Below are 22,264 nucleotides of genomic sequence, written 5' to 3' on the forward strand. Positions count from 1 at the left end.
CATGGCCATCGAGAAAATTTTCACCCCACAGGACGATGCGTTTTATGCGGTGATCACCCATGCCGCGGGGCCGCAGGGCGCGCTGCCGCTGACTCCGCAGATGCTGATGGAATCCCCCAGCGGCAACCTGTTTGGCATGACGCAGAACGCAGGAATGGGCTGGGACGCCAACAGGCTGACCGGGAAAGAGGTGCTGATTATCGGTACCCAGGGGGGCATTCGCGCCGGGGACGGACGCCCGGTTGCGCTGGGCTACCATACCGGGCACTGGGAAATCGGTATGCAGATGCAGGCGGCGGCGAAGGAGATCACGCGCAACGGCGGGATCCCGTTTGCTGCCTTCGTCAGCGATCCGTGCGACGGACGTTCGCAGGGCACGCACGGCATGTTCGACTCCCTGCCGTACCGTAACGATGCGGCGATCGTATTTCGTCGTCTGATTCGCTCCCTGCCCACGCGCCGGGCGGTGATTGGCGTGGCGACCTGCGATAAAGGGCTGCCCGCCACCATGATTGCGCTGGCCTCGATGCACGACCTGCCGACCATTCTGGTGCCGGGCGGGGCGACGCTGCCGCCGACCGTGGGGGAAGACGCGGGCAAGGTGCAGACCATCGGCGCGCGCTTTGCCAACCACGAACTCTCCCTGCAGGAGGCCGCCGAGCTGGGCTGTCGCGCCTGCGCGTCGCCGGGCGGTGGGTGTCAGTTCCTCGGCACGGCGGGTACCTCGCAGGTGGTCGCGGAAGCGCTGGGGCTGGCGCTGCCGCACTCCGCGCTGGCGCCGTCCGGGCAGGCGGTGTGGCTGGAAATTGCCCGCCAGTCGGCGCGGGCGGTGAGCGAGCTGGATAACCGCGGCATCACCACGCGCGATATCCTCACCGACAAAGCCATCGAAAACGCCATGGTGATCCACGCGGCGTTCGGCGGCTCCACCAATTTACTGCTGCACATTCCGGCCATCGCCCACGCGGCGGGCTGCACGATCCCGGATGTTGAACACTGGACGCGCGTTAACCGCAGGGTGCCGCGCCTGGTCAGCGTGCTGCCCAACGGCCCGGACTATCACCCGACCGTGCGCGCCTTCCTGGCGGGCGGCGTGCCGGAGGTGATGCTCCATCTGCGCGATCTCGGCCTGCTGCATCTGGACGCCATGACCGTGACCGGCCAGACGGTGGGCGAAAACCTCGACTGGTGGCAGGCGTCCGAACGCCGGGCGCGCTTCCGCCAGTGCCTGCGCGAGCAGGACGGCGTGGATCCGGATGACGTGATCCTGCCGCCGGAGAAGGCAAAGTCGAGAGGGTTGACCTCGACGGTTTGCTTCCCGACGGGCAACATCGCGCCGGAAGGCTCGGTGATCAAGGCCACGGCGATCGACCCGTCGGTCGTCGGTGAAGATGGCGTTTACCGCCACACCGGCCGGGCGAGGGTGTTTGTCTCGGAAGCGCAGGCAATCAAGGCTATCAAGCGGGAAGAGATCAAGCAGGGCGATATCATGGTGGTGATCGGCGGCGGGCCGTCCGGCACCGGCATGGAAGAGACCTACCAGCTTACCTCCGCGCTGAAGCATATCTCGTGGGGCAAGACGGTATCGTTAATCACCGATGCGCGCTTCTCGGGCGTGTCGACAGGCGCCTGCTTCGGCCACGTGTCGCCGGAGGCGCTGGCGGGCGGGCCGATTGGCAAGCTGCGCAATAATGACATTATCGAGATAGCCGTCGACCGACTGACATTAACAGGTAGCGTGAACTTTATCGGCACGGTGGACAACCCGCTGACGCCGGAGGAGGGCGCGCGCGAGCTGGCAATGCGGCAGACGCACCCGAACCTGCACGCCCACGACTTTTTGCCGGACGACACCCGGCTGTGGGCAGCATTACAGTCGGTCAGCGGCGGCACCTGGAAAGGCTGTATTTATGACACCGATAAAATTATCGAGGTAATTAACGCCGGTAAAAAAGCGCTCGGTATTTAATTATTTTTCACGCGATTGTCGTCTACGGAATATATTCCGTGGACGGCTTTTGCTTGTCTTTATTTTATTAATTTAAACAATAACTTGTGATATATCGCTGGCGTCACAAAAGCAAAATAACGTAATTCAGAAATAAGATATGACCATTGCTGGTTAATTGAACAGCTCATTACACTCCATTAACACGATGTTGTAATTCAGCACACTACATAAGGGTGTAATTCTGATGACGCAATTAACCATGAAAGACAAAATTGGCTACGGGCTGGGTGACACCGCCTGCGGCTTCGTCTGGCAGGCCACGATGTTCCTGCTGGCCTACTTCTACACCGACGTCTTCGGCCTGTCGGCGGGCATTATGGGGACGCTGTTTTTAATCTCCCGCGTGCTCGACGCCGTCACCGACCCGCTGATGGGGCTGCTGGTAGACCGCACCCGCACGCGGCACGGCCAGTTCCGCCCGTTCCTGCTGTGGGGTGCCATCCCGTTCGGCATCGTCTGCGTGCTGACCTTCTACACGCCGGACTTCTCCGCGCAGGGCAAGATCATCTACGCCTGCGTGACCTACATTCTCCTGACCCTGGTCTACACCTTCGTTAACGTGCCGTACTGTGCCATGCCGGGCGTCATTACAGCTGACCCTAAAGAGCGTCACGCTCTGCAGTCCTGGCGCTTCTTCCTTGCCGCCGCTGGTTCGCTCGCCATCAGCGGCATCGCCCTGCCGCTGGTGAGCATCATCGGCAAAGGGAACGAGCAGGTGGGCTATTTCGGCGCCATGTGCGTGCTGGGCCTGATCGGCGTGGTGCTGCTCTACGTCTGCTTCTTTACCACCAAAGAGCGCTACACCTTTGACGTGCAGCCGGGCTCGTCGGTATCCAAAGATCTCAAGCTGCTGCTCGGCAATAGCCAGTGGCGCATCATGTGCGCGTTCAAGATGATGGCCACCTGTTCCAACGTGGTGCGCGGCGGGGCGACGCTCTACTTCGTCAAATACGTGATGGATCACCCGGAGATGGCGACCCAGTTCTTACTCTACGGCAGCCTCGCCACCATGTTTGGCTCGCTCTGTTCGTCCCGTCTGCTGGGACGCTTCGACCGCGTCACCGCCTTCAAGTGGATCATCGTCGCCTACTCGCTCATCAGCCTGCTGATTTTCGTCACCCCGGCGGAGCATATCGCCCTGATTTTTGCCCTCAACATCCTGTTCCTGTTCGTCTTCAACACCACCACGCCGCTGCAGTGGCTGATGGCCTCTGACGTGGTGGATTACGAAGAGAGCCGCAGCGGTCGCCGCCTCGACGGGCTGGTGTTCTCCACCTACCTGTTCAGCCTGAAGATTGGCCTGGCGATTGGCGGGGCGGTGGTGGGCTGGATCCTGGCGTACGTCAACTACTCCGCCAGCAGCAGCGTGCAGCCGGTCGAGGTGCTGACCACCATCAAAATCCTGTTCTGCGTGGTGCCGGTGGTGCTCTACGCGGGCATGTTCATCATGCTGTCGTTCTACAAGCTCACCGACGCCCGCGTGGAGGCCATCAGCCAGCAGCTGATCAAGCATCGCGCGGCGCAGGGCGAGGCCGTTCCCGACGCCGCGACAGCCGCATCCCATTAACCGGAGGCACTATGCAAATCACTAACCCTATTCTGACCGGCTTCAACCCGGATCCTTCCCTGTGCCGTCAGGGCGAGGATTACTACATCGCCACCTCGACCTTCGAGTGGTTCCCGGGCGTGCGCATCTACCACTCCCGCGACCTGAAAAACTGGTCGCTGGTCAGTACCCCGCTGGACCGCGTGTCGATGCTGGACATGAAGGGCAACCCGGACTCCGGCGGCATCTGGGCGCCGTGCCTGAGCTATGCCGACGGCAAATTCTGGCTGCTCTACACCGACGTGAAGATTGTCGACTCGCCGTGGAAAAACGGCCGCAACTTCCTCGTCACCGCGCCGTCCATTGAGGGGCCGTGGAGCGAGCCGATCCCCATGGGCAACGGCGGGTTTGACCCGTCCCTGTTCCACGACGACGATGGCCGCAAATATTACCTCTACCGCCCGTGGGGGCCGCGCCACCACAGCAACCCGCACAACACCATCGTAATGCAGGAGTTTGATCCGCAGACCGGCACGCTCTCGCCCGAGCGCAAAACCCTGTTTACCGGCACGCCGCTCTGCTACACCGAGGGCGCGCACCTTTATCGCCACGCGGGATGGTACTACCTGATGGTTGCCGAGGGCGGCACTAGCTACGAGCACGCGGTTGTGGTGCTGCGTTCCAAAAACATCGACGGGCCGTACGAGTTGCACCCGGACGTGACGATGATGACCAGCTGGCATCTGCCGGAGAATCCGCTGCAGAAGAGCGGCCACGGCTCGCTGCTACAGACCCACACCGGAGAATGGTACATGGCCTACCTCACCAGCCGCCCGCTGCGCCTGCCCGGCGTGCCGCTGCTGGCCTCCGGCGGGCGCGGCTACTGCCCGCTGGGGCGCGAGACCGGCATCGCCCGCATTGAGTGGCGCGACGGCTGGCCGTACGTGGAAGGCGGCAAGCACGCGCAGCTGACCGTGAAAGGCCCGCAGGTGGCGGAGCAGCCTGCAGCCGTTCAGGGCAGCTGGCGGGAGGATTTCGACGCCAGTTCGCTTGACCCGGAGCTGCAGACCCTGCGCATCCCGTTCGACGACACCCTCGGCTCGCTCACCGCGCGCCCGGGCTACTTGCGGCTCTATGGCAACGACTCGCTCAACTCGACCTTTACCCAGTCGACCGTGGCGCGCCGCTGGCAGCACTTCGCTTTCCGCTCAGAAACGCGGATGCAGTTCTCGCCGGTCCACTTCCAGCAGAGCGCGGGGCTGACCTGCTACTACAATAGTAAAAACTGGAGCTACTGCTTTGTGGACTACGAGGAGGGGAAGGGGAGAACCATTAAGGTGATCCAGCTCGACCACAACGTGCCGTCGTGGCCGCTGCACGAGCAGTCGATTCCGGTGCCGGAATATGCGGAGAGCGTATGGCTGCGCGTGGACGTGGATACGCTGGTCTACCGCTACAGCTACTCGTTTGACGGCGAGACGTGGCACGCCGTGCCGGTGACGTATGAGGCGTGGAAGCTGTCGGACGACTACATCGGCGGGCGCGGCTTCTTTACCGGCGCGTTTGTGGGGCTGCACTGCGAGGACATCAGCGGCGACGGCTGCCACGCGGACTTCGACTACTTTACCTACGAGCCGGTTTAACGGTTCAGGCCGGGTAGCCCAGCGCGCGTGACAGCGCGAGCCCGGCCTGCTGAAGCTGCTCGCGGAAATCAGCCAGCTCTGCGTCGTCCACGCGGGAGGTCAGCGTCGACAGGCTCAGGGCGGCGATGACGCGGGACTCGTGGTTCCACACCGGCACCGCCACGCAGCGCACGCCCTGCTCGTTCTCTTCGCTATCCAGGGCATAGCCCTGCTCGCGGGTCTGCGCCAGGGCGCTCATTAAGGCTTCACGAGAGGCGAGGGTGGAAGGGGTATAGGTGGTGTACTGATAGCCCTCCAGCAGGGCGTTCAGCTCGGGCTCGCCCAGCCAGGCAATCAACACCTTGCCGATGGCGGTGGCGTGAACTGGCAGGCGGCGGCCGATGCGCGAATAGGCGATGGCGGCCAGCTTGCCTTCAATCTTCTCGATATAAACCCCTTCACGCCCGTCCAGGATCCCCAGATGGGTGGTCTGCCCGGTACGTTGGGACAGCTCCGTCAGCCAGCCTTTCGCCTTCTGACGAATATCGATGGAGCCCACGACAAAATGGCCGCGCTCGACCAGCTTCATGCCGAGGCGATATTTGCCGTTCTCCGGGTTCTGATCGATATAGCCGTGAAGCTGCAGGGTTTTCAGCAGCGAGTGGAGGGTACTCTTGCTCAGCCCCATCAGTTTGCTGATGTCGGTGATCTTAAGCTCGGTGGCCTGCTCGTTGAACAGGTCGAGGATCTGCAACGCACGTTCAACAGACTGAATAATCGGCATAATGCTGGTATGTCCACGCTGGAATTAAGGCGAAAACGTACCTTTTTCAGGGTGAAAAATCAATGAAATGGAGCCGGTGTTCTCCCTCTCCCTGTGGGAGAGGGCCGGGGTGAGGGCACCAGACCGCAGAGGAGTCAATCACTCCCCAAGCGTCGCCACCATCACCGCCTTAATCGTATGCATCCGGTTTTCCGCCTGGTCGAACACGATGCTCGCCGCCGACTCAAATACCTCGTCCGTCACTTCCATTCCGCCGTGCAGATCGAACTCCTTCGCCATCTGCTTGCCGAGCGTGGTCTGATCGTCATGGAACGCCGGCAGACAGTGCAGGAACTTCACGTCCGGGTTGCCGGTCAGCGCCATCATCTGCGCGTTCACCTGATACCCGCGCAGCAGCGCGATACGCTCCGCCCACTTCTCTTTGGCTTCGCCCATCGACACCCACACGTCGGTATAGATAAAGTCCGCGCCCTTCACGCCCGCCGCCACGTCTTCCGTCAGGGTAATTTTCCCGCCGTGCTTCTCCGCCAGCGCGCTGCACTCCGCCACCAGGCTCTCTTCCGGCCAGCAGGCTTTCGGGGCCACCAGGCGTAGATCCAGCCCGGTCAGCGCCGCCGCTTCCAGCATCGAGTTGCCCATGTTGTTGCGCGCGTCGCCCGCGTAGACCAGCGTCATCTCGTTAAACGCCTTGCCCGGCAGGTGCTCCTGCATGGTCAGCAGGTCCGCCAGCAGCTGGGTCGGGTGGAACTCGTTGGTCAGCCCGTTCCACACCGGCACGCCCGCATGCTGCGCCAGCGTCTCGACCACTTCCTGGCCGTGGCCGCGATACTGAATGCCGTCGTACATCCGCCCGAGCACGCGCGCGGTGTCCTTAATTGACTCTTTATGCCCAATCTGGCTGCCGCTCGGCCCTAAATAGGTAACGCGCGCGCCCTGGTCAAATGCGGCAACTTCGAAAGAGCAACGGGTACGGGTCGAGTCTTTTTCGAAGATGAGCGCGATGTTTTTACCGGTAAGTTTCTGTACTTCCTTGCCCTTTTTTTTATCGGCTTTGAGCTGTGCGGCAAGGGTCAGCAGAGAAGTGAACTGTGCAGGGGTAAAGTCGAGCAATTTCAGAAAGTGTTTCTTGTACAAATCAGACATTTTATCCTCACATGGCGAACGCCACTTATTGAATTAAAATTCACTTTATATGTGTAATTATTCATTTGCAACCCCGTTTCACAAATCTTTCCAACAAAGGTGGAGGCAAACCCGTCCGTGTGTGAAAATAGAAGTATCTGCCGCACTTTAAAGAGGATTGAGCCATGGCAAACCCGGAATTACTGGAAGAGCAACGCGAAGAGACGCGTCTGATTATTGAAGAGCTGCTGGAAGACGGTAGCGATCCGGACGCGCTGTACACCATCGAGCACCATTTCTCTGCGGATGATTTCGACGCGCTGGAAAAAATGGCGGTAGAAGCCTTCAAGCTGGGTTACGAAGTGACCGAGCCGGAAGAGCTGGAAGTGGAAGAGGGCGACACCGTCATCTGCTGCGACATCCTGAGCGAAGGCGCGCTGAAGGCGGAGCTAATTGATGCACAGGTCGAACAGCTGATGAACCTGGCCGAGAAGTTTGACGTGGAATACGACGGCTGGGGAACCTACTTCGAAGATCCGAACGGTGAAGACGGCGAAGAAGGCGACGACGAAGATTATATCGACGAAGACGACGACGGCGTGCGTCACTAAGCGTTTCAGGCGGTGGCCCGCGCCACCGCTTTTTCAAGGCAGAACCATGGATTACCCGCAGATACTCGCCCCCGTACTCAACTTCCTCCAGTGCCCGACCCCGCAAGCATGGATTGATAAAGCCCGCGACCCGGCGAACCTGCCGCTGCTGCTCACCGACCACATGGTGTGCGAGCTCAAGGCCGCCCAGACCGCGCTGCTGCTGGTGCGTAAATACGTCGCCGACGAAAGCGGTGCCGACGCGCTGCTCGAGTGGCTCAAGCCCTACGAGCAGTTCACTTTCCGCGACGGCCCGGAGCCGGACTTCATCGCCCTGCACAGGCAGATTGGCAAAAGCGTGATGCCCAAAACCGATGACCCGTGGGGCCAGGCGCTTATCGACAGCATGGTGCTGCTGATTAAAGAGGAGCTGCACCATTTCTGGCAGGTGCGCGAGGCGATGCTGGCCCGCGACATTCCGTACGTCAAAATCACCGCCAGCCGCTACGCCAAAGGGATGCTGAAGGAAGTGCGTACCCACGAACCGCTGACGCTGATCGACAAGCTCATCTGCGGCGCCTACATCGAAGCCCGCTCCTGCGAACGCTTCGCCGCGCTGGCCCCGTACCTCGACGACGACCTGCAGAAGTTCTATCTCTCGCTGCTGCGCTCGGAAGCGCGCCACTATCAGGACTATCTGACGCTGGCCCAGCAGGTAAGCGACGACGATATCTCACCGCGCATACAGCTTTTTGGTGAAATTGAAGCCACACTTATCTCGACACCGGACACCGAGTTTCGCTTCCACAGCGGCGTGCCGGTGTAAACCGGCATAGCGAAAGGATAAGGATGCGAGATGAATAAAACGTGGACCCGTATTGTGATTGTCGTCATTGCGGCTGCAGCCGTGGCGTTCTGGGTATTCTTCGATAAGCAGCGCGCCCCCGAACACCAGATTGATACCACCCTCAACGCGATGCCCGCCTGGCAGGTGATAAAGGAGCAGGAGCCTGCGCTGCATCAGCGCATCCTCGACCAGATGGCCGCCCTGCAAAAAGCGGGCGAGCCGGAGCAGCAGATTATCGACACCATCCAGCCGCAGATCCTGCATTTGCAGATGTCGCGCCTGCAAAACGCCCCGGACGCCAACGTGGTGAACTACATGACCATCAACATGGAGCAGACCGCCGCCATCCAGAAGGTGAGCGATGACGCCTGCTTCCGCTTCCTCTACCCGATGGTGAAGGGCGGCGTAAACCCGATGCGCATGCTGGATAAAGACCTGATGACGCGGCGCATGCAGGCCGATGCCGACATGATGCGCGCGGCCTACGGCAAAAACCGCCACACCGTGACCCCGGCCGAACGCGAGGCGGCTGTCGCGGATGTGCGGCCGATTATGAAGGCGCTTGCCGATAAGTACGGCGAGGACATCCAGCTGCTGCAGATGCCGGATAAGGCGGCGGGCAAAGAGAAGCTCTCTTGCGATATGGTGCAGGAGATGTGGGCGAAGGTGCTGGCGCTGCCTGAGCAGAAGGCGGCGAGAGTGATTCGGCTGGCGGTGTCTGAGCTGGAGTGACGAAGAACGCTGGTTTTTTGGGCACTTAGCGCGGGTTTAGCGCGTCGTCGCTTGCATGGCGGCGCGCGACAGGTATAATCCACAACGTTTCCGCATCCCCTTCAGTGCCGAAGTGGCGAAATCGGTAGACGCAGTTGATTCAAAATCAACCGTAGAAATACGTGCCGGTTCGAGTCCGGCCTTCGGCACCAAGTCACAAATTCCTTACAATACAGTTAATTAGATAATAAAGCCTATCCTTTTGCCTGCAAGAAATATTTCGTTATGTCCCTTGAAAAAGCCGCTGTGGTTGATAGTGGTAATTGGGATGTTAACTCATAGCGGCGTGTAGTTCCAGGCGTCAAACACGTACCGATTGAACACTGACTGAACTCGAATGCTATGACGTTGCAGGGAATAAACAGGTTTATGGTGGTGTTCGTACCTGCACACGAAATGCAGGCTCTGCCAGCGATTCGGCCTCGCTCCTTCGGGTACATGGTCATCCTGATAAACTTCACTATCTGACACTCCCTGGTGAAGTTGCTTAACGGCTCCGCGCGTTGTCTTACCACCAACGGCATGAGACTTGTATTGTCTAAAATCAGTGAGGAGGGGAAAGGCTGGATCTCTCCAGCCTTTGACGGTCATCTCACCTTTTTAAAGATCAGTAGGATGAGTGGCACGCAGATCGCAAAGCCAAAAAAGGCGACAGTAAAAACGCCATCAGTGGCTTGCATGATCGAGTCTATAGAAGCTTGGTACTCTTTTAATGGGATTGGGCCAGAAAACTGCATACTTTCACTCTCGCTGAATGCGGAAAAAGAGAAGGTAGATAGCACCAGTGCGATAAAGTAGCATAGCGATACAATGACAATCCCACCCCATCGGAAAACGGTTTTAGTTCTATTCGTCATCGCCATATGATCCCCCTAATACGCCACCTACAGTGCCGCCGGAAAACGGAGACAATGAATCGCCAGTGGCAGCACCTTCCGCAGCAACATGCTGAACTACCCCGCCGGTAGTTTCCTGGAATGGTTGTAAGTTATCTGAATTAGGGTATTGCTCTTTGAATAATTCTGTCATCTCAACGACAAGCATTGAGGACATGTCTCCACCCTTCGCGATGAGAAATCTTTGCAGCGATACCGGAACGGTGAAATCTTCCTCGGCTTCAATAGGTAGTTGGGTCGTCGTAGATGTGTAACCGTGCTCAAATACCGTAGAGCCAGCATACTTAATCCCCGCAACTGAATGTGTTGTGCAGTTGCTGCCAGTAACGTCATACTCATCAATGGTATGGCCTCTCCTTCTTGTTGTCTCTGGCATTTTTGATGTGTGTATAGCTGGCTTACTGCTGTTCCATAAGTCTTCGAAGAATGCTCTTGTCTTCACCGGGTCAGCATCGTCTATGCGGAAAACACGAGCACCCATCTCATAGAGTTCAGAACGATAGTAAACCCTTGCATCTTCATCTTGCAGGAAGTTAAGAACACCATCTCCCGTAAAGCCTCCACGATTGGTTCTGCCATAGCGACCATACGTGTAGAGATAGACATTGTTATTCTCGTGTACCGAAACGAAAGCGTGACCTGCATTTTTGGTTTCAGTCCAGATGTAAACACCGTTCAATAACGGGTTATCCTCTGGCTTGCAGGTGTCAGTAACGCTGTTCTGCTTCTTCACTGCCTGGGCGTGCTGCACTGGCTCTACAGGCGCTGTCGCCCAGGAAGGGGTATTAACCTCAACTGTGCCAGGAGCGATAAGAAAATTAGTACCCTGGGGACAACCGCAAAGGATTTCCGCACCATCCACGGCGACTGCGGCGCTATTGGAACAGCGAGGATCACCGCTCACAATTACCCCCACTTTCCCGCATTTCGGGCAAGGAGTGGTCTTATCGCCGATGTAGAGTTTCCACAAGCCCATAACAGACATACCAGGGCGGGCGGCAATACATTGTGCGCCTGTAGAAGTTTTATCTCCGTGTAGACCAACGTTCTTACCGTGAACCGTGCAACCCCTGTTAACCGATGCCATAGTGACCGCCTTATTTCAGAAAGTTTTCTGGCAACGATTCCCCGGCTCGGACTACTCTTCTTCCGGCATTTTGTGGGCAGCTAATAATTTCATCGCCGTTATCCAGCGAGCTACCAACAAGGGCAATAGATTCGCCTGGTGTGTTTCCCACACCATTGGAGATCTTCGCGGACGTTCCATCTGGGTAACGCACTTCATCGCCAACTCGAGACACGTTTAGCATTGTGCCGTCATCAAGTTTGATCTGCCGTCCGTTATATTCACTAAAAACTTTCCCACCATTACGTGTCAAGCTGCCCTCTGTAGCGATCAGATAAGCTGCTGTAACGGGATGAGCGAGATTGTAGGCGTTTTGTTTTTCGATGAGAGAACGGGATTCATCGGTCATTGCGGCGAGTTGTTCGGCTGTGAATGGTGATTCGTCAAAAGCTGCCAGCATTTCAGGTGTAAGTTCGTTGGTGTACTGCTTCATAGGTCCCTCTACTTGCTATGGAAATAATTTCAGCGGCTATTTTACAAACAATAACCACATTAACAATAAGTATTAGGCTTAAGCGAAACTGTGTTTCGTAACAACCCGTAAAGGGGGTTAGTCCTCCTTGAATGTCCTGGTGTATTTGCACTGTTCGGACGGTCTGATCGTCACAGTCTCCGTAAGGTTGGCGTTGCTGTAGATACACACCTTCGCGTTGCCTATCTCCTGTTCGTCTGTCTGATCCCTGTGGAGGCGTGGGCTGGCAGTAGAGCCAGCGTCAGCACAAACAAGCATTTCATGTTAATCACCCCAATATGTTTGCAAAGGCAGCGCCCACGCTCTTAGCGTCAATCTTCAAATAGTTCATGGTCACTTTAGGGTCAGAAGAGTTAAGCGCTTTCATAGCTAAGGCAAGGTTGCAATTGGATTTCTCCATACCTGCGTTGCAGAAAACCTGCGAAAAGAATGACACCCTATGGTTCCTTTTATTCCCACACAGGAGCTAAAACTAAGTAACGATCTCGCTTGTAAATCATGTTAACCCCAGTAATTTTGTCAGGGCTTTTGCACTTGATTTTGAACAGTGTGAAATGTCGACGTTATTACCTGTTTTTGCATTTTATTCAGAGTATTAGAGGAACTTGCCAGACAAGCGGACGACCGTAGAAATACGTGTCGGTTCGAGTCCGGCCGTCGTTCCGTTAGTACTTCCAAGACCATCTGAGAAAGTCCAATTACCCTTAAAAATGAATGTACACAGTGATTTTACATCCTAAGTCTTCCATGGATGCCCGTTGAAATGCGGATAACATAGGGGGCATTTTAACTTCGATATGAACTGTGCCCCCAAATAAAGCTGAATGGTAGCCTGATCTAAATCTACACTAAAAAAACAAAATCTATAAAATGGCTGATGCGATGGTTTGTATCTGAAGGCTCTTGAAGGAAGATAATAAAGTTTATTTAAATCAGAGCATTATGCGTATCTCTTTTGTAAATCATAACCGAGTATCTGGAACTTAATAGCGTTACCTCACTGTGATGCATAAATTTAAAAGGCTACCTTAGTAGCCTCATATAATTAAGAGTATTGATCCCAATCTCTGGGGATAAACCAGTTGGGTGTCCAGCTAACAAACTCTTGCGGGTGAAAATTTTGAGCGATTACCACTAGAGATTTAATAGCTTCAGGCCTCAAACTGAGAACATGATTTTTTTTATCACTTTCGTAATCCCAAAAATGAAACCTGTCACTTTTATCATGTGCTCTACGGCTAGGGCCGAAGTCCATAGGAGCGGTTAATCTCGTGATTGTCGCGTTATCTTCTTTTGAATAAAAAGTTAACATGATTTTAGAGCGACTATGAATCGCATCAATAAATTTATCGCGCATATACTCTCCTTTGTAGTTACTTAGATAATATTCACGATTAGTAGGTTATTGTGTGTGATCGACGCAGCATTTAAACAAACATTGCGAAGTCAAAACTTATTTTTAATTATTGTTATCTGGATGCCCCCACCACGCCTGCGCAGCATGCGCATGAATAGCCTTCAGGCCTATCTATTGTGGTGCTGACGATGAATTTTGTGTCGGTAAATCGCAAGCTAATCCATGCAAGTTATGCATGCATGGATTTTTAAGGAAAAGTGGAGAGATTTTTAGGGTTAGTTGGGCGGTCTACTGCGCCGTCGGTTTTGCGCACTGCCGTGTGCAATTCAGATTCTGCGGAGGCGTGAATTTTTCACTTGTGGCTTGGTCGACATATAGCTCCCCAAGAATATACCGACCGAGTAGTGTATGGCTTAAATATAAATGGCGGGTTATTGCCCTGAATAATTAATCTCGTAGGTTGTAAGAGCTGTGACAGGCTCCGTACCGTAAGACCCCAGTTACGGATGCGATGCCCTGAGGTTCTCTAGAGAGTTAATATAACGGAAAAGTGTGTAATTATGGCATATGTTTGATGCTTTCTGGCACTGCTATATGCAAAGTAAGGCGCTCAACACGCCTTACTTTGCAGGGATTGCAGTACTTTGAAGGACTTTTCACGTCTCTTTTACAACTTATTTCTCTGTATCCCATTGCGTGAAATAGCGCTTCAATTTTTCTACAGTAAAACGCCATTTGGGAGTCGTTGGCTTACAGACCGTGTTTTGGTTGCCAAAGAAACCTACCTCATTCACCGCTTCGAGTTCGGATCGGGTTTCCAGCCATTTCACAGGAACAAAATATTCTGATTTGTCGGGATCGTCTGCATTCTGGCGATACAGATCGCTGTATTTAAGAACATCTATTGCAGGCATTTCGCCGTGTTCCGTTTTGATCGTAAAGCTGCTGGCTGGTTCAACTGCGCTCTGAACAATACCAACTCCAACGTAACCCGTTGCTGGGATTTTTACCCAAACGCGGTCGCCCGGCTGAAGCTGTTTTAAAGTCTGACTATACCAGCTTCCACCCCCCGCACTGATAAAGCCATATCGACGTGCCTCTTCCCAGACGCGGCTTTGCGGATCGCCGAAAGAGACATAAAACTCGCCATTCCAGGGTTCCTTAGCATTGGCACTTGTTCCGGCAGTGGCCTGCGCGGCATTGGTTTGCGTTTCGCTCGGATCGATAAGCCAGGCACGACTTAAGAACTGTTCGTCACCGTGCTGGAATACTTTAAAGAACAGAACGTTAATCGAGATGCCATTCTTGCTCAGATAATCGACAATACGCTCGGTGGAGGGATCCAGCTCCGCCGCCACGATAATGATTTGATGCGACTGATTGAGCGACTCTTCTTCCAGTTCGGCATTAAAGCGTTGCTTAAATGCCTCCCCAAGATTTCCGCCATCTGAGAATTTTTCATAAATCTGCGACAGGCGATCGGCGGTTAAGTCATCCACCCAGGAGGCGTAATCCAGCGCCTGAGCAACCACTTCACGCGGCGTGCGGTCGCGTTTCAGTTCAATCAGGATCAGTGACGCATCCGGTGCGATAGCCAGCAGATCGATACGCCCTTTATCGAACGTATATTCCTGATGTCCGATGATCATCCACTGGTCAGAAAGGATAGTGGGGTCGTTTAAAATCATCTTCTCCAGCAGTTGCTCACTGGCGAGCTTGCTGATGGTTAGCGGATGAGGGTTCTCCCCCACCCGCCAGATAGCATGATGAACCGGCATCGTTTGTTCCTTAGTTTAATGCTGCGTCGGTGAGCGCATCCGCCAGATAGAGCTGGGTTTGCCGGGCGGATTGCAGGCGGGATTTGAGTTGGTCACATACTTTGAAAAAGTCTTCAATCGTGGATATTACCTTCCATTGAATTGCCGCAGGAGGAAGTGCCACTGGTGCTGACCTCAAATTTTCTTGAGATATATTCATTTGGCTTTCAGCCATACCAGATTTCGATGCTTCCAAATAATCAGCTGTCACCCCACAGTTAAGGCATAATGAAATATATTTTGCTGATATATCATTTGAAATTAAATGAAATCTGATGATTTTGTCCGATATCATTAGCCTAGGCCGTGTTTTTTCAACTAAACACGAAATACCGACTCTGTTTTTTGGCCCCGCTCTTGTTACTAAGATATCACCATCCTGAACCTCATATTGAGGTCGGGGCAGTTTACTACTTGGCAAGGTTTTATTTTCCTGTTGTCTATACTCCAAACGCTGCACTGCAGTAGTTTTTAATACTCCCCAAACATTTCCATTGGGGGATGATTCAGGAGAACAAGCTGGACTCCAGCCAGCATCCATATTTGCAATGATTTCACCAATGCGACACCATTCCCATCCCATTGGTAGCACATAAGTTTTTTCCTCATCACTCACTGGCGGCAACGGCTTTTGCTTTTTAATTTTGCCTTCTTTCACCAGCTGTGCTTTTTCCTGCTCAATACGTTTAAGCAGTTCAGACGCAGGTTCGTCGTTAGGATCTTGCGGCACCAGCTTACCCATTACCGCCAGTTGCAGAATGGTTTGCTTAAGCGCGTCGATACTCGCTTCGGTAGTAAACAGTGTGTCGAAATGCTGGCTGACTCGCGCCCAGTTTTCGGCGAGTTTTTCGGCATTTTGGCTGTTGGTCAGCGTTGCCAGCAGGGTTTCAACCAGTTGCTGATGTGCGTCCAGACTGGAAAGGGATTGCTGCTCCAGTTGGTCACAGAGGGACATGAGCTCTTTAACCCTCGCTACGACTTTTTTTTGTTCAAGCATTGGTGGCAATATTACTGGAATCTCTTTGAGTTTTGCAGCCTTAATACCCGTAGCTGTCATCCCCGTAGATTGATCATTAAGCTGCGATTGGAACGGTTTTGCTAAAATTTGAATAAGCATAAATGGACTTATTTCTGGAATATGCCATTGAAAACATATAGAGCGTTGTGCAAGAGCAAATTTATCATCCAAATCAATAATTGCTGCATTACCTAGAGGAGCTTCTGTGGTGAATAAAATATCACCATTTTTAGGAAAACCTCTTGTCATCCATGATTGGTAATCTTGTTCAGCAATGAACTCTTCCGGATTAAGATCGATAAAACCTTTTTTAATATTTTTAGCTGTTATGAGCCTGATGCCAGACTCTGTCTTTTTTGGAGTTTTACCACGATAATCGATAAACTTTGCTAAATTTCCCAGTCTTATCCATGACCAATTTTTAGGTGTCTCAAGGTAATAATCGGCGACATTGATATTACCGTTTGCAGCGGTTTTCATGCTGCCATCTTTTGCTAATTCTTGCTTTCTTTTTTCATTAGATCTCAATAACTCCGATGCAGGCTCATTATTCGGGTCCTGCGGCACCAGTTTGCCGCGCACCGCCAGTTCCAGAATCAGCTCTCGCAGTTTCTTAATACCATAGAGGTCGATTTTGCCATTGCTACCACGCCCGGCAGTGGAGCGGGCTTGCAGCGCAGAGGACCAGATATCGATATGGTCGGTGATCAGCTTCTCTACGGTCATCAGTTCGCCCCCTTGTTGCCTGCCAGAGCTGCACCAAGAATATCGCGCAGCTGGTTACGCAGCTCGCTGATGTCTGTCTGCTGTTTCTGGTACTTCGCCAGCAGCTCATCCGGATCGTGGCTGATGGTTTCACCCTGGTACGGGTTCTTGATATCAAGGTTGAAGTTGCGGGCGATGATGTCGTCGATGCCCACTTTCCACGCCTGATTGTTCTCTTCACGGCTGGCAAAACCATCGGCCTCATTGCCCCACCAGTCGATTTCCGCCTGGAACTCTTCAAACTTCATCGGTTTGGTTTTGCTGTAGTTCTTCACGCCGTCCGGGTACGGATGTTCGTAGAACCACACTTGTTTTGTTGGCTGGCCTTTGGTGAAGAACAGAATATTGGTTTTGATACCGGTGTACGGGTTAAACACGCCGTTCGGCAAGCGCACAATGGTATGCAAGTTGCACTCTTCGGTGAGCAGCTTTTTGATTTTGGTTTTTACACCTTCACCAAACAGCGTGCCGTCTGGCAATACCACCGCCGCGCGGCCTTTGTCTGCCAGCACTTCGATAATCAGCTGCAGGAACAGGTCGGCGGTTTCGCGGGTCTGCATCTCTGCCGGGAAGTTCTTCTCAATGCCGTCTTCTTCAGTGCCGCCAAACGGTGGGTTGGTGACAATAACATCAATCTGCTCATCCCAGGAAGAGAGAGGCTTGTTGAGCGTGTTGTCATGACGGATTTGCACCGGTACTTCAATGCCGTGCAGCAGCATATTTGTGGTACACAGCAGGTGTGGAAGCTGTTTTTTCTCGACACCGTGAATTTGCTGTTGCAGGGTTTTATGATCTTCGGTGGTTTTGACGTAATTGTCTTTGACATGATCGAACGCGCAGGCAAGGAAACCGCCGGTTCCGCAAGCCGGGTCCATAATCGACTCGCCGAGTTTCGGGTCTATACGGTTGACCATAAAGCGCGTCACGGCCCGCGGGGTATAGAATTCACCCGCATTCCCGGCGCTTTGCAGGTCGCGCAGAATCTGTTCGTAGATATCGCCAAACAGGTGGCGTTCCTGGCTGCTGCTGAAGTCGATTTCGTTAAGTTTGTTGATCACCTGACGCAGTAGCGTACCGTTCTTCATGTAGTTGTAGGCATCGCTGAACGCCTGTTTGACCACAAAGCCACGTGGGTTCTTATCGATCGGCGCGGTGATGTTTTTCAGCGTCGGGAACAGGTCATCGTTCACAAATTCCAGCAACGCATCACCGGTGATGCCTTCGCTGTTTGCCGCCCAGCTACGCCATAAATAACGCTGCGGGATCGGGAACTGGTAGTCATCCTGCTCCAGTTCCAGCTCTTCTTCTTGGGTATCAAAAATCTTCAAAAATAGCAGCCATGAAAGCTGCCCCAGACGCTGGGCATCGCCGTCCACACCGGCGTCTTTACGCATAATGTCCTGAAGAGATTTAATGACTGAACTAATCGACATGTTTTCTTTCCATACTTAAAAAGGATGCCACCGGTCGCAGTTGCGGCCAGTGGCAATAAATTTACGTGTTATCAGGCTGAGCGCGGCGGAAGCTGGTAGATTTCGTTTTCCAGTTCGTTAACGGCTTGCTCATACGCCTTTTTGTCGCCAAATCGGGTTTTGATGATCTCAATTGGGCGACCCAGTGCATCGAACGGCTTCAGTTTTAGCACCTGAACATCCTCGATTTCCTGCACGCCTTCATCGGCGTATTTGTCCAGCAGGGTATTGAGAACCTGCTGAGCCGGTTCGGCGTATTTCGTAAAATAGTTGCGCTTACGTACGTTGGCCGCGCGCTCCTGCCGGGTTAACGGCGGCTGACCGTACACCACATGGCAGAGCAAATCAAACGGGTCGAGATCTTTACCCACCTCTTCGGCCAGCACGTCCCACAGAATTCCCAGCTGCGCCAGTTCTTCAATAATCGCCTGCTTGCGAGGTGCCTCCTGCCATTTGCGCACGAAGCTATCCAGCGAGGCGTACTCGCTGTCTTTCAGCATCGTTTTGCGGGTGTAATCCTGGAAGGATTCAGTGACCAACTTGCCGTCAGAATCGTAATACTGAACGCGCTTCGCCAGGACTTTCACCGCCACACCATTCACATAGAATTTGCGGACTTTGTCTGCATCATCGCTATGAAATTCACCGTTTCCGGAATGGTTGTCGCGTTTAACGTGATACTCAGCAGCGTCTTCTCGCACTTCACTGGCAGGTTTATCGACATCATCATTAAGGGTTTCTTCTTCCAGCCGCTCATTGAAGTCGGAGCTTTCATCGGAGATATCGTCGGGTTTAACCACCAGTACTTTTTCCGGCAAACCGTCAAAGCGTGGGTCGGCAAACAGCTCGGTCGCTTTTTTGAAGTCGAGTATGGTGAACCACAGCTTGCCGTGCTTTTCGTTGATACGTGTGCCGCGCCCGATGATCTGTTTAAATTTAGTCATCGACTGGATGTTCTGATCCAGTACGACCAGCTTGCAGGTCTGCGCATCAACGCCGGTTGTCATCAGCTCTGATGTTGTCGCGATAACGGGGTAGGCTTTCTTAGGATTAATAAAGTTATCGAGTTGTGCCTTGCCGATGTCATCGTCGCCGGTGATTTTCATCACGTACTTTTCGTTCTTCAACACCTGCTCAGGGTTGAGCACCACCAGCGCGTGGCGCATGCGGTCGGCGTGATCGATGTCGTTGCAGAAAACAATGGTTTTATCCATCGGATTGGTGCGTTTCAGGTAATCGGTGATGGTCTGCGCAACCAGCATGGTGCGTTCATCAATGACCAGTTTGCGGTCAAAATCTTTCAGGTTATAGATTCGGTCTTCAATCTCTTCGCCGTATTTATCCAGCTGGCCTTTGACGGGCCGCCAGCCCTGAACATCAACATCGATGTCAACGCGCACGACTTTATAGGGGGCGAGAAAACCGTCTTCAATACCCTCTTTGAGAGAATAGGTGTAAACCGGCTCACCGAAGTAATCGATATTGGAGACGTCTTCCGTTTCTTTTGGCGTCGCCGTCAGGCCAACCTGTGTGGCACTGCCGAAATATTCCAGAATCTCTCGCCAGGCTGAATCTTCAGACGCGCTGCCACGGTGGCATTCGTCAATCACAATTAGGTCGAAGAAATTTGGATCTACCTGTTTATAGGCTTTCTGATGTTCTTCCGGTCCGGTAATAGCCTGGTATAACGCAAGATGGACCTCGTACGCCGGATCAATGGTACGTCCGGTAACTTTGGTCATTGCCGTACCGAAAGGCTGGAAATCGTTGTTTTTCGTTTGATCGACCAGAATATTGCGGTCCGCAAGGAACAGGATGCGTTTTTTATTTTTTGCCTTCCACAGCCGCCAGATAATCTGGAACGCGGTATAGGTTTTGCCTGTACCGGTTGCCATCACCAGTAGAATGCGATTCTTTCCTGCCGACACGGCATCTACCGTTCGGTTGATCGCCTGCATCTGATAGTAACGAGGAGATTTGCCGCTACCGTCATCGTAATAATCCTGACTAATAACGGGCAATTGCTCCTGAGTGAACCCTTTCCAGGTACAGTATTTTTGCCAGAGCTGCTCAGGTGTTGGGAAGTCGCTGAGGGCAATTTCGGATTCGAGCTGCTGCGGATTGGTTTTATCGTGGAAGATAAAACCATCACCATTGGAGGCAAACACAAAAGGCACATCAAGCAAGCTGGCGTAGTCCAGGCCCTGCTGCATTCCTTTGCTGATGGCGTGCTTATTGGCCTTGGCTTCGATGACTGCCAACGGCAAGTTCGGCTTGTGGTACAGCACGATATCGGCAGATTTCACTTTGATACGTGAGGCCAGTTTGCCACGGACTACAATTTTGCCATCGCGCAGTTTTACTTCCTGACGAATCTGCGCCAAATCATCCCAGCCAGCATCTTTCACTGCAGGCAGGATAAATTTGCTAATGATATCCGTTTCAGTCAGGAGCGTTTTGTTCACGCCAGCCATAGCAGAGTACTCCACGATATTGGGTTAGCTCTGATTTTACACAGAATAGTGTCTGACGTAATGACCTGAAACGAGGTTTTGGGTTGTTAGCGTTAAAATCTGTTCTTGGCAAGGCAATTTCTGAGCTTTTCTACCATAGATTTTCATCTTTAATAATGTCTGAAGTTAACTACATAAACGAAATATGGACTTAATTGTCTGTCAAATCAGTGGTTATTCAAATCGTACACCAGCTTTTCCCATTAATTTGAACTGGATCAACTCATCTAATTAAATGTACTTTATAAGTAATGGTAGGATTGATAGATAGCTTGGAGGAGGGGATCTTAATGGATAAAGCTTTCTGTACTATTGATGAAAAAGAATGGAGTGCAGATGCATTTTTCGCATTACCTCCTGCTGAGATCCAACTGAAGAGACGGAGTTTGCTTTGTACAGAATGCAAGGGGGATGCATGGTTCAGGCGTGCAAGTTACGGAAATGACTCACCTCATTTTTGCGCCCATCACCTAGAAAACTGCTCACTAGGGACCTCATACGAAGCTGTAGGGGAAGGTGATGAAAATAGGGGATTACCTGCTTCAGATGCTGACAGCGGCATAGTACTTGATTTGAGATTAATGCAAGGCTACGACATTAATGTCAAAACAGCAGCGGATAACTCTGACACTACACCTCAGGGACAAAAATTCACGGGTGAAAAAATGGTTGGTGGTGGGAATCATAAATATCCTGCACACCACACTTTAAAAAACCTGCTTTACAAGTTAGTACAGTCTAAAGGATCATGCTACGCAGATAAAAAGGTAGGGTTCACAGAACAATCCTTTAATGATTTACCGGACCGTGGGGGAGAACTATTTGTCGAATTCATTAACGTTGCACCATGGATGGACGGTGCACGTAGAATTTTTTGGGGTTTTATTAGTGATGTTGGGCAAACAAGAGATGGAAAAATTTGGTTAAATGCAGGTAACATTAAGTCTGGCTTAAGCGTTTGTATCAATCGCGAAATTGCAAGTGAATTTAAAGAGCAGTTTAAAGTCAAAAACAGTCTTGATGAATTAGATGGATGTCATGCACTAATTATTGGTACATGCACATATGCAACAACAGGCAAACCAATACTATGGTGTGGTGATCTGAGTTATATCGTACTGAGAAGATATAAATTAGACCAGGATTTATAAAATCAGCTTGCTTTGCAAAAAGCATATGAATATATATTTCCAACTAATATAAATGGAAAGTACGCTAATTTTACGAAGGTAATAGACTGTACGTGCAAAATAATTTCCCACTCCATGTGTTCAATGAACTATAAAATAACATGGCTAGATATAAGCCTTCCTACAACGGATAATTTCTTTCACAAACTGAAACGCAATTTTCTTCTCTGCAAAAAATTAAAGCAATCGACTGATAACCCCGCTACCATCTAACACTTGGGGTATCGTTACCCACATACTTTCATCCAGCCAAATCGATCCCTTCTCAAACGGCTTATAATGAATCGCACATAATGCTAGTTTGTTCGGGATCTCATCTGACCGCTATACTGCCTCTACTTCACG

At 52.6% G+C, this 22,264-nt stretch carries 18 protein-coding genes and 1 tRNA gene; 8 read left to right on the top strand and 11 right to left on the bottom strand.

From position 1 onward, the window contains the following. The first annotated feature begins 1 nt into the window (after position 1). The 3 genes from yagF (at position 2) to ELK40_RS03220 (ending at position 5,200) form a co-directional block, all read left to right on the top strand. The gene (yagF, locus tag ELK40_RS03210) at positions 2 to 1,969 is read left to right on the top strand and encodes a xylonate dehydratase YagF (protein WP_127729414.1); all 1,968 of its coding nucleotides are present in this window, start codon (positions 2 to 4) and stop codon (positions 1,967 to 1,969) included. A 226-nt stretch (positions 1,970 to 2,195) separates the two neighbouring features. Next, positions 2,196 to 3,578, top strand: a complete 1,383-nt coding sequence (locus tag ELK40_RS03215) for an MFS transporter (RefSeq protein ID WP_127729416.1) — start codon at positions 2,196 to 2,198, stop codon at positions 3,576 to 3,578. Positions 3,579 to 3,589: 11 nt separating this feature from the next. Further along, positions 3,590 to 5,200, top strand: coding sequence for a glycoside hydrolase family 43 protein (locus ELK40_RS03220; RefSeq protein WP_127729419.1), 1,611 nt, complete (start codon positions 3,590 to 3,592; stop codon positions 5,198 to 5,200). A gap of 4 nt (positions 5,201 to 5,204) precedes the next feature. Here ELK40_RS03220 and xynR read toward each other — a convergent pair whose 3' ends face one another. From xynR to ELK40_RS22840, 3 genes are all read right to left on the bottom strand, one after another. Next, positions 5,205 to 5,963 (bottom strand): DNA-binding transcriptional repressor XynR, encoded by a 759-nt coding sequence (gene xynR / locus ELK40_RS03225; RefSeq protein ID WP_127729421.1) that lies wholly within the window; start codon positions 5,961 to 5,963, stop codon positions 5,205 to 5,207. 138 nt (positions 5,964 to 6,101) lie between these two features. Further along, positions 6,102 to 7,106 carry an ornithine carbamoyltransferase gene (argF, locus tag ELK40_RS03230; protein ID WP_127729423.1) on the bottom strand — a complete coding sequence of 335 codons (1,005 nt, stop codon included), beginning with the start codon at positions 7,104 to 7,106 and terminating at the stop codon, positions 6,102 to 6,104. Next, complete coding sequence (locus tag ELK40_RS22840) at positions 7,076 to 7,171, bottom strand: hypothetical protein (RefSeq protein WP_213014347.1); 96 nt, start codon at positions 7,169 to 7,171, stop codon at positions 7,076 to 7,078. The genes argF and ELK40_RS22840 overlap by 31 nt, the downstream gene beginning before the upstream one ends. Before the next feature lie 99 nt (positions 7,172 to 7,270). On the opposite strand from ELK40_RS22840, the gene rraB reads away from it, so the two are divergent. The 4 genes from rraB (at position 7,271) to ELK40_RS03250 (ending at position 9,445) form a co-directional block, all read left to right on the top strand. Next, complete coding sequence (rraB, locus tag ELK40_RS03235; protein ID WP_023324077.1) at positions 7,271 to 7,696, top strand: ribonuclease E inhibitor RraB; 426 nt, start codon at positions 7,271 to 7,273, stop codon at positions 7,694 to 7,696. Positions 7,697 to 7,742: 46 nt separating this feature from the next. Beyond that, positions 7,743 to 8,501: a tRNA isopentenyl-2-thiomethyl-A-37 hydroxylase MiaE gene (gene miaE / locus ELK40_RS03240; RefSeq protein ID WP_127729425.1), complete on the top strand. Its 759-nt coding sequence runs from the start codon at positions 7,743 to 7,745 to the stop codon at positions 8,499 to 8,501. A gap of 30 nt (positions 8,502 to 8,531) precedes the next feature. Further along, positions 8,532 to 9,254, top strand: a complete 723-nt coding sequence (locus ELK40_RS03245; RefSeq protein WP_127729427.1) for a topoisomerase II — start codon at positions 8,532 to 8,534, stop codon at positions 9,252 to 9,254. 106 nt (positions 9,255 to 9,360) lie between these two features. Further along, positions 9,361 to 9,445: transfer RNA gene (locus ELK40_RS03250), tRNA-Leu, on the top strand. Positions 9,446 to 9,880: 435 nt separating this feature from the next. On the opposite strand, the gene ELK40_RS03255 is transcribed toward ELK40_RS03250, so the two are convergent. From ELK40_RS03255 to ELK40_RS03300, 8 genes are all read right to left on the bottom strand, one after another. After that, the gene (locus ELK40_RS03255; protein WP_048990847.1) at positions 9,881 to 10,156 is read right to left on the bottom strand and encodes a hypothetical protein; all 276 of its coding nucleotides are present in this window, start codon (positions 10,154 to 10,156) and stop codon (positions 9,881 to 9,883) included. After that, positions 10,140 to 11,276 carry a PAAR domain-containing protein gene (locus ELK40_RS03260; protein ID WP_080350508.1) on the bottom strand — a complete coding sequence of 379 codons (1,137 nt, stop codon included), beginning with the start codon at positions 11,274 to 11,276 and terminating at the stop codon, positions 10,140 to 10,142. Before ELK40_RS03260 ends, ELK40_RS03255 begins: the two co-directional genes overlap by 17 nt. Positions 11,277 to 11,286: 10 nt before the next feature. Beyond that, positions 11,287 to 11,748 carry a hypothetical protein gene (locus tag ELK40_RS03265; protein WP_206529374.1) on the bottom strand — a complete coding sequence of 154 codons (462 nt, stop codon included), beginning with the start codon at positions 11,746 to 11,748 and terminating at the stop codon, positions 11,287 to 11,289. 1,084 nt (positions 11,749 to 12,832) lie between these two features. Beyond that, on the bottom strand, positions 12,833 to 13,144 hold the full coding sequence (locus ELK40_RS03280; protein WP_048990848.1) for a hypothetical protein: 312 nt from the start codon (positions 13,142 to 13,144) through the stop codon (positions 12,833 to 12,835). Between the two features lie 674 nt (positions 13,145 to 13,818). Further along, positions 13,819 to 14,922, bottom strand: coding sequence for an endonuclease NucS domain-containing protein (locus ELK40_RS03285; protein WP_127729429.1), 1,104 nt, complete (start codon positions 14,920 to 14,922; stop codon positions 13,819 to 13,821). Positions 14,923 to 14,932: 10 nt separating this feature from the next. Beyond that, entirely contained in the window at positions 14,933 to 16,705 is a 1,773-nt protein-coding gene (locus ELK40_RS03290) for a restriction endonuclease subunit S (RefSeq protein ID WP_127729431.1), read from the bottom strand. Next, on the bottom strand, positions 16,705 to 18,177 hold the full coding sequence (locus tag ELK40_RS03295) for an N-6 DNA methylase (protein WP_127729433.1): 1,473 nt from the start codon (positions 18,175 to 18,177) through the stop codon (positions 16,705 to 16,707). Before ELK40_RS03295 ends, ELK40_RS03290 begins: the two co-directional genes overlap by 1 nt. A gap of 71 nt (positions 18,178 to 18,248) precedes the next feature. Then, positions 18,249 to 20,690 (bottom strand): DEAD/DEAH box helicase family protein, encoded by a 2,442-nt coding sequence (locus ELK40_RS03300; protein WP_127729435.1) that lies wholly within the window; start codon positions 20,688 to 20,690, stop codon positions 18,249 to 18,251. A gap of 329 nt (positions 20,691 to 21,019) precedes the next feature. Between ELK40_RS03300 and ELK40_RS03305 the strand changes: the two genes are divergently transcribed. Beyond that, entirely contained in the window at positions 21,020 to 21,880 is an 861-nt protein-coding gene (locus ELK40_RS03305; protein WP_127729437.1) for a hypothetical protein, read from the top strand. Positions 21,881 to 22,264 lie beyond the last annotated feature (384 nt).

This window comes from Enterobacter sp. N18-03635 (genome assembly GCF_004006055.1).
In the GTDB taxonomy this organism is placed as follows: Bacteria; Pseudomonadota; Gammaproteobacteria; order Enterobacterales; family Enterobacteriaceae; genus Enterobacter; species Enterobacter vonholyi.

Bases quoted from the DNA above. Each gene is read 5' to 3' on its own strand.
- yagF (WP_127729414.1), top strand. From the start codon at position 2: ATGGCCATCGAGAAAATTTTCACCCCACAGGACGATGCGTTTTATGCG.
- ELK40_RS03215 (WP_127729416.1), top strand. From the start codon at position 2,196: ATGACGCAATTAACCATGAAAGACAAAATTGGCTACGGGCTGGGTGAC.
- ELK40_RS03220 (WP_127729419.1), top strand. From the start codon at position 3,590: ATGCAAATCACTAACCCTATTCTGACCGGCTTCAACCCGGATCCTTCC.
- xynR (WP_127729421.1), bottom strand. From the start codon at position 5,963: ATGCCGATTATTCAGTCTGTTGAACGTGCGTTGCAGATCCTCGACCTG.
- argF (WP_127729423.1), bottom strand. From the start codon at position 7,106: ATGTCTGATTTGTACAAGAAACACTTTCTGAAATTGCTCGACTTTACC.
- ELK40_RS22840 (WP_213014347.1), bottom strand. From the start codon at position 7,171: ATGAATAATTACACATATAAAGTGAATTTTAATTCAATAAGTGGCGTT.
- rraB (WP_023324077.1), top strand. From the start codon at position 7,271: ATGGCAAACCCGGAATTACTGGAAGAGCAACGCGAAGAGACGCGTCTG.
- miaE (WP_127729425.1), top strand. From the start codon at position 7,743: ATGGATTACCCGCAGATACTCGCCCCCGTACTCAACTTCCTCCAGTGC.
- ELK40_RS03245 (WP_127729427.1), top strand. From the start codon at position 8,532: ATGAATAAAACGTGGACCCGTATTGTGATTGTCGTCATTGCGGCTGCA.
- ELK40_RS03255 (WP_048990847.1), bottom strand. From the start codon at position 10,156: ATGGCGATGACGAATAGAACTAAAACCGTTTTCCGATGGGGTGGGATT.
- ELK40_RS03260 (WP_080350508.1), bottom strand. From the start codon at position 11,276: ATGGCATCGGTTAACAGGGGTTGCACGGTTCACGGTAAGAACGTTGGT.
- ELK40_RS03265 (WP_206529374.1), bottom strand. From the start codon at position 11,748: ATGAAGCAGTACACCAACGAACTTACACCTGAAATGCTGGCAGCTTTT.
- ELK40_RS03280 (WP_048990848.1), bottom strand. From the start codon at position 13,144: ATGCGCGATAAATTTATTGATGCGATTCATAGTCGCTCTAAAATCATG.
- ELK40_RS03285 (WP_127729429.1), bottom strand. From the start codon at position 14,922: ATGCCGGTTCATCATGCTATCTGGCGGGTGGGGGAGAACCCTCATCCG.
- ELK40_RS03290 (WP_127729431.1), bottom strand. From the start codon at position 16,705: ATGACCGTAGAGAAGCTGATCACCGACCATATCGATATCTGGTCCTCT.
- ELK40_RS03295 (WP_127729433.1), bottom strand. From the start codon at position 18,177: ATGTCGATTAGTTCAGTCATTAAATCTCTTCAGGACATTATGCGTAAA.
- ELK40_RS03300 (WP_127729435.1), bottom strand. From the start codon at position 20,690: ATGGCTGGCGTGAACAAAACGCTCCTGACTGAAACGGATATCATTAGC.
- ELK40_RS03305 (WP_127729437.1), top strand. From the start codon at position 21,020: ATGGATAAAGCTTTCTGTACTATTGATGAAAAAGAATGGAGTGCAGAT.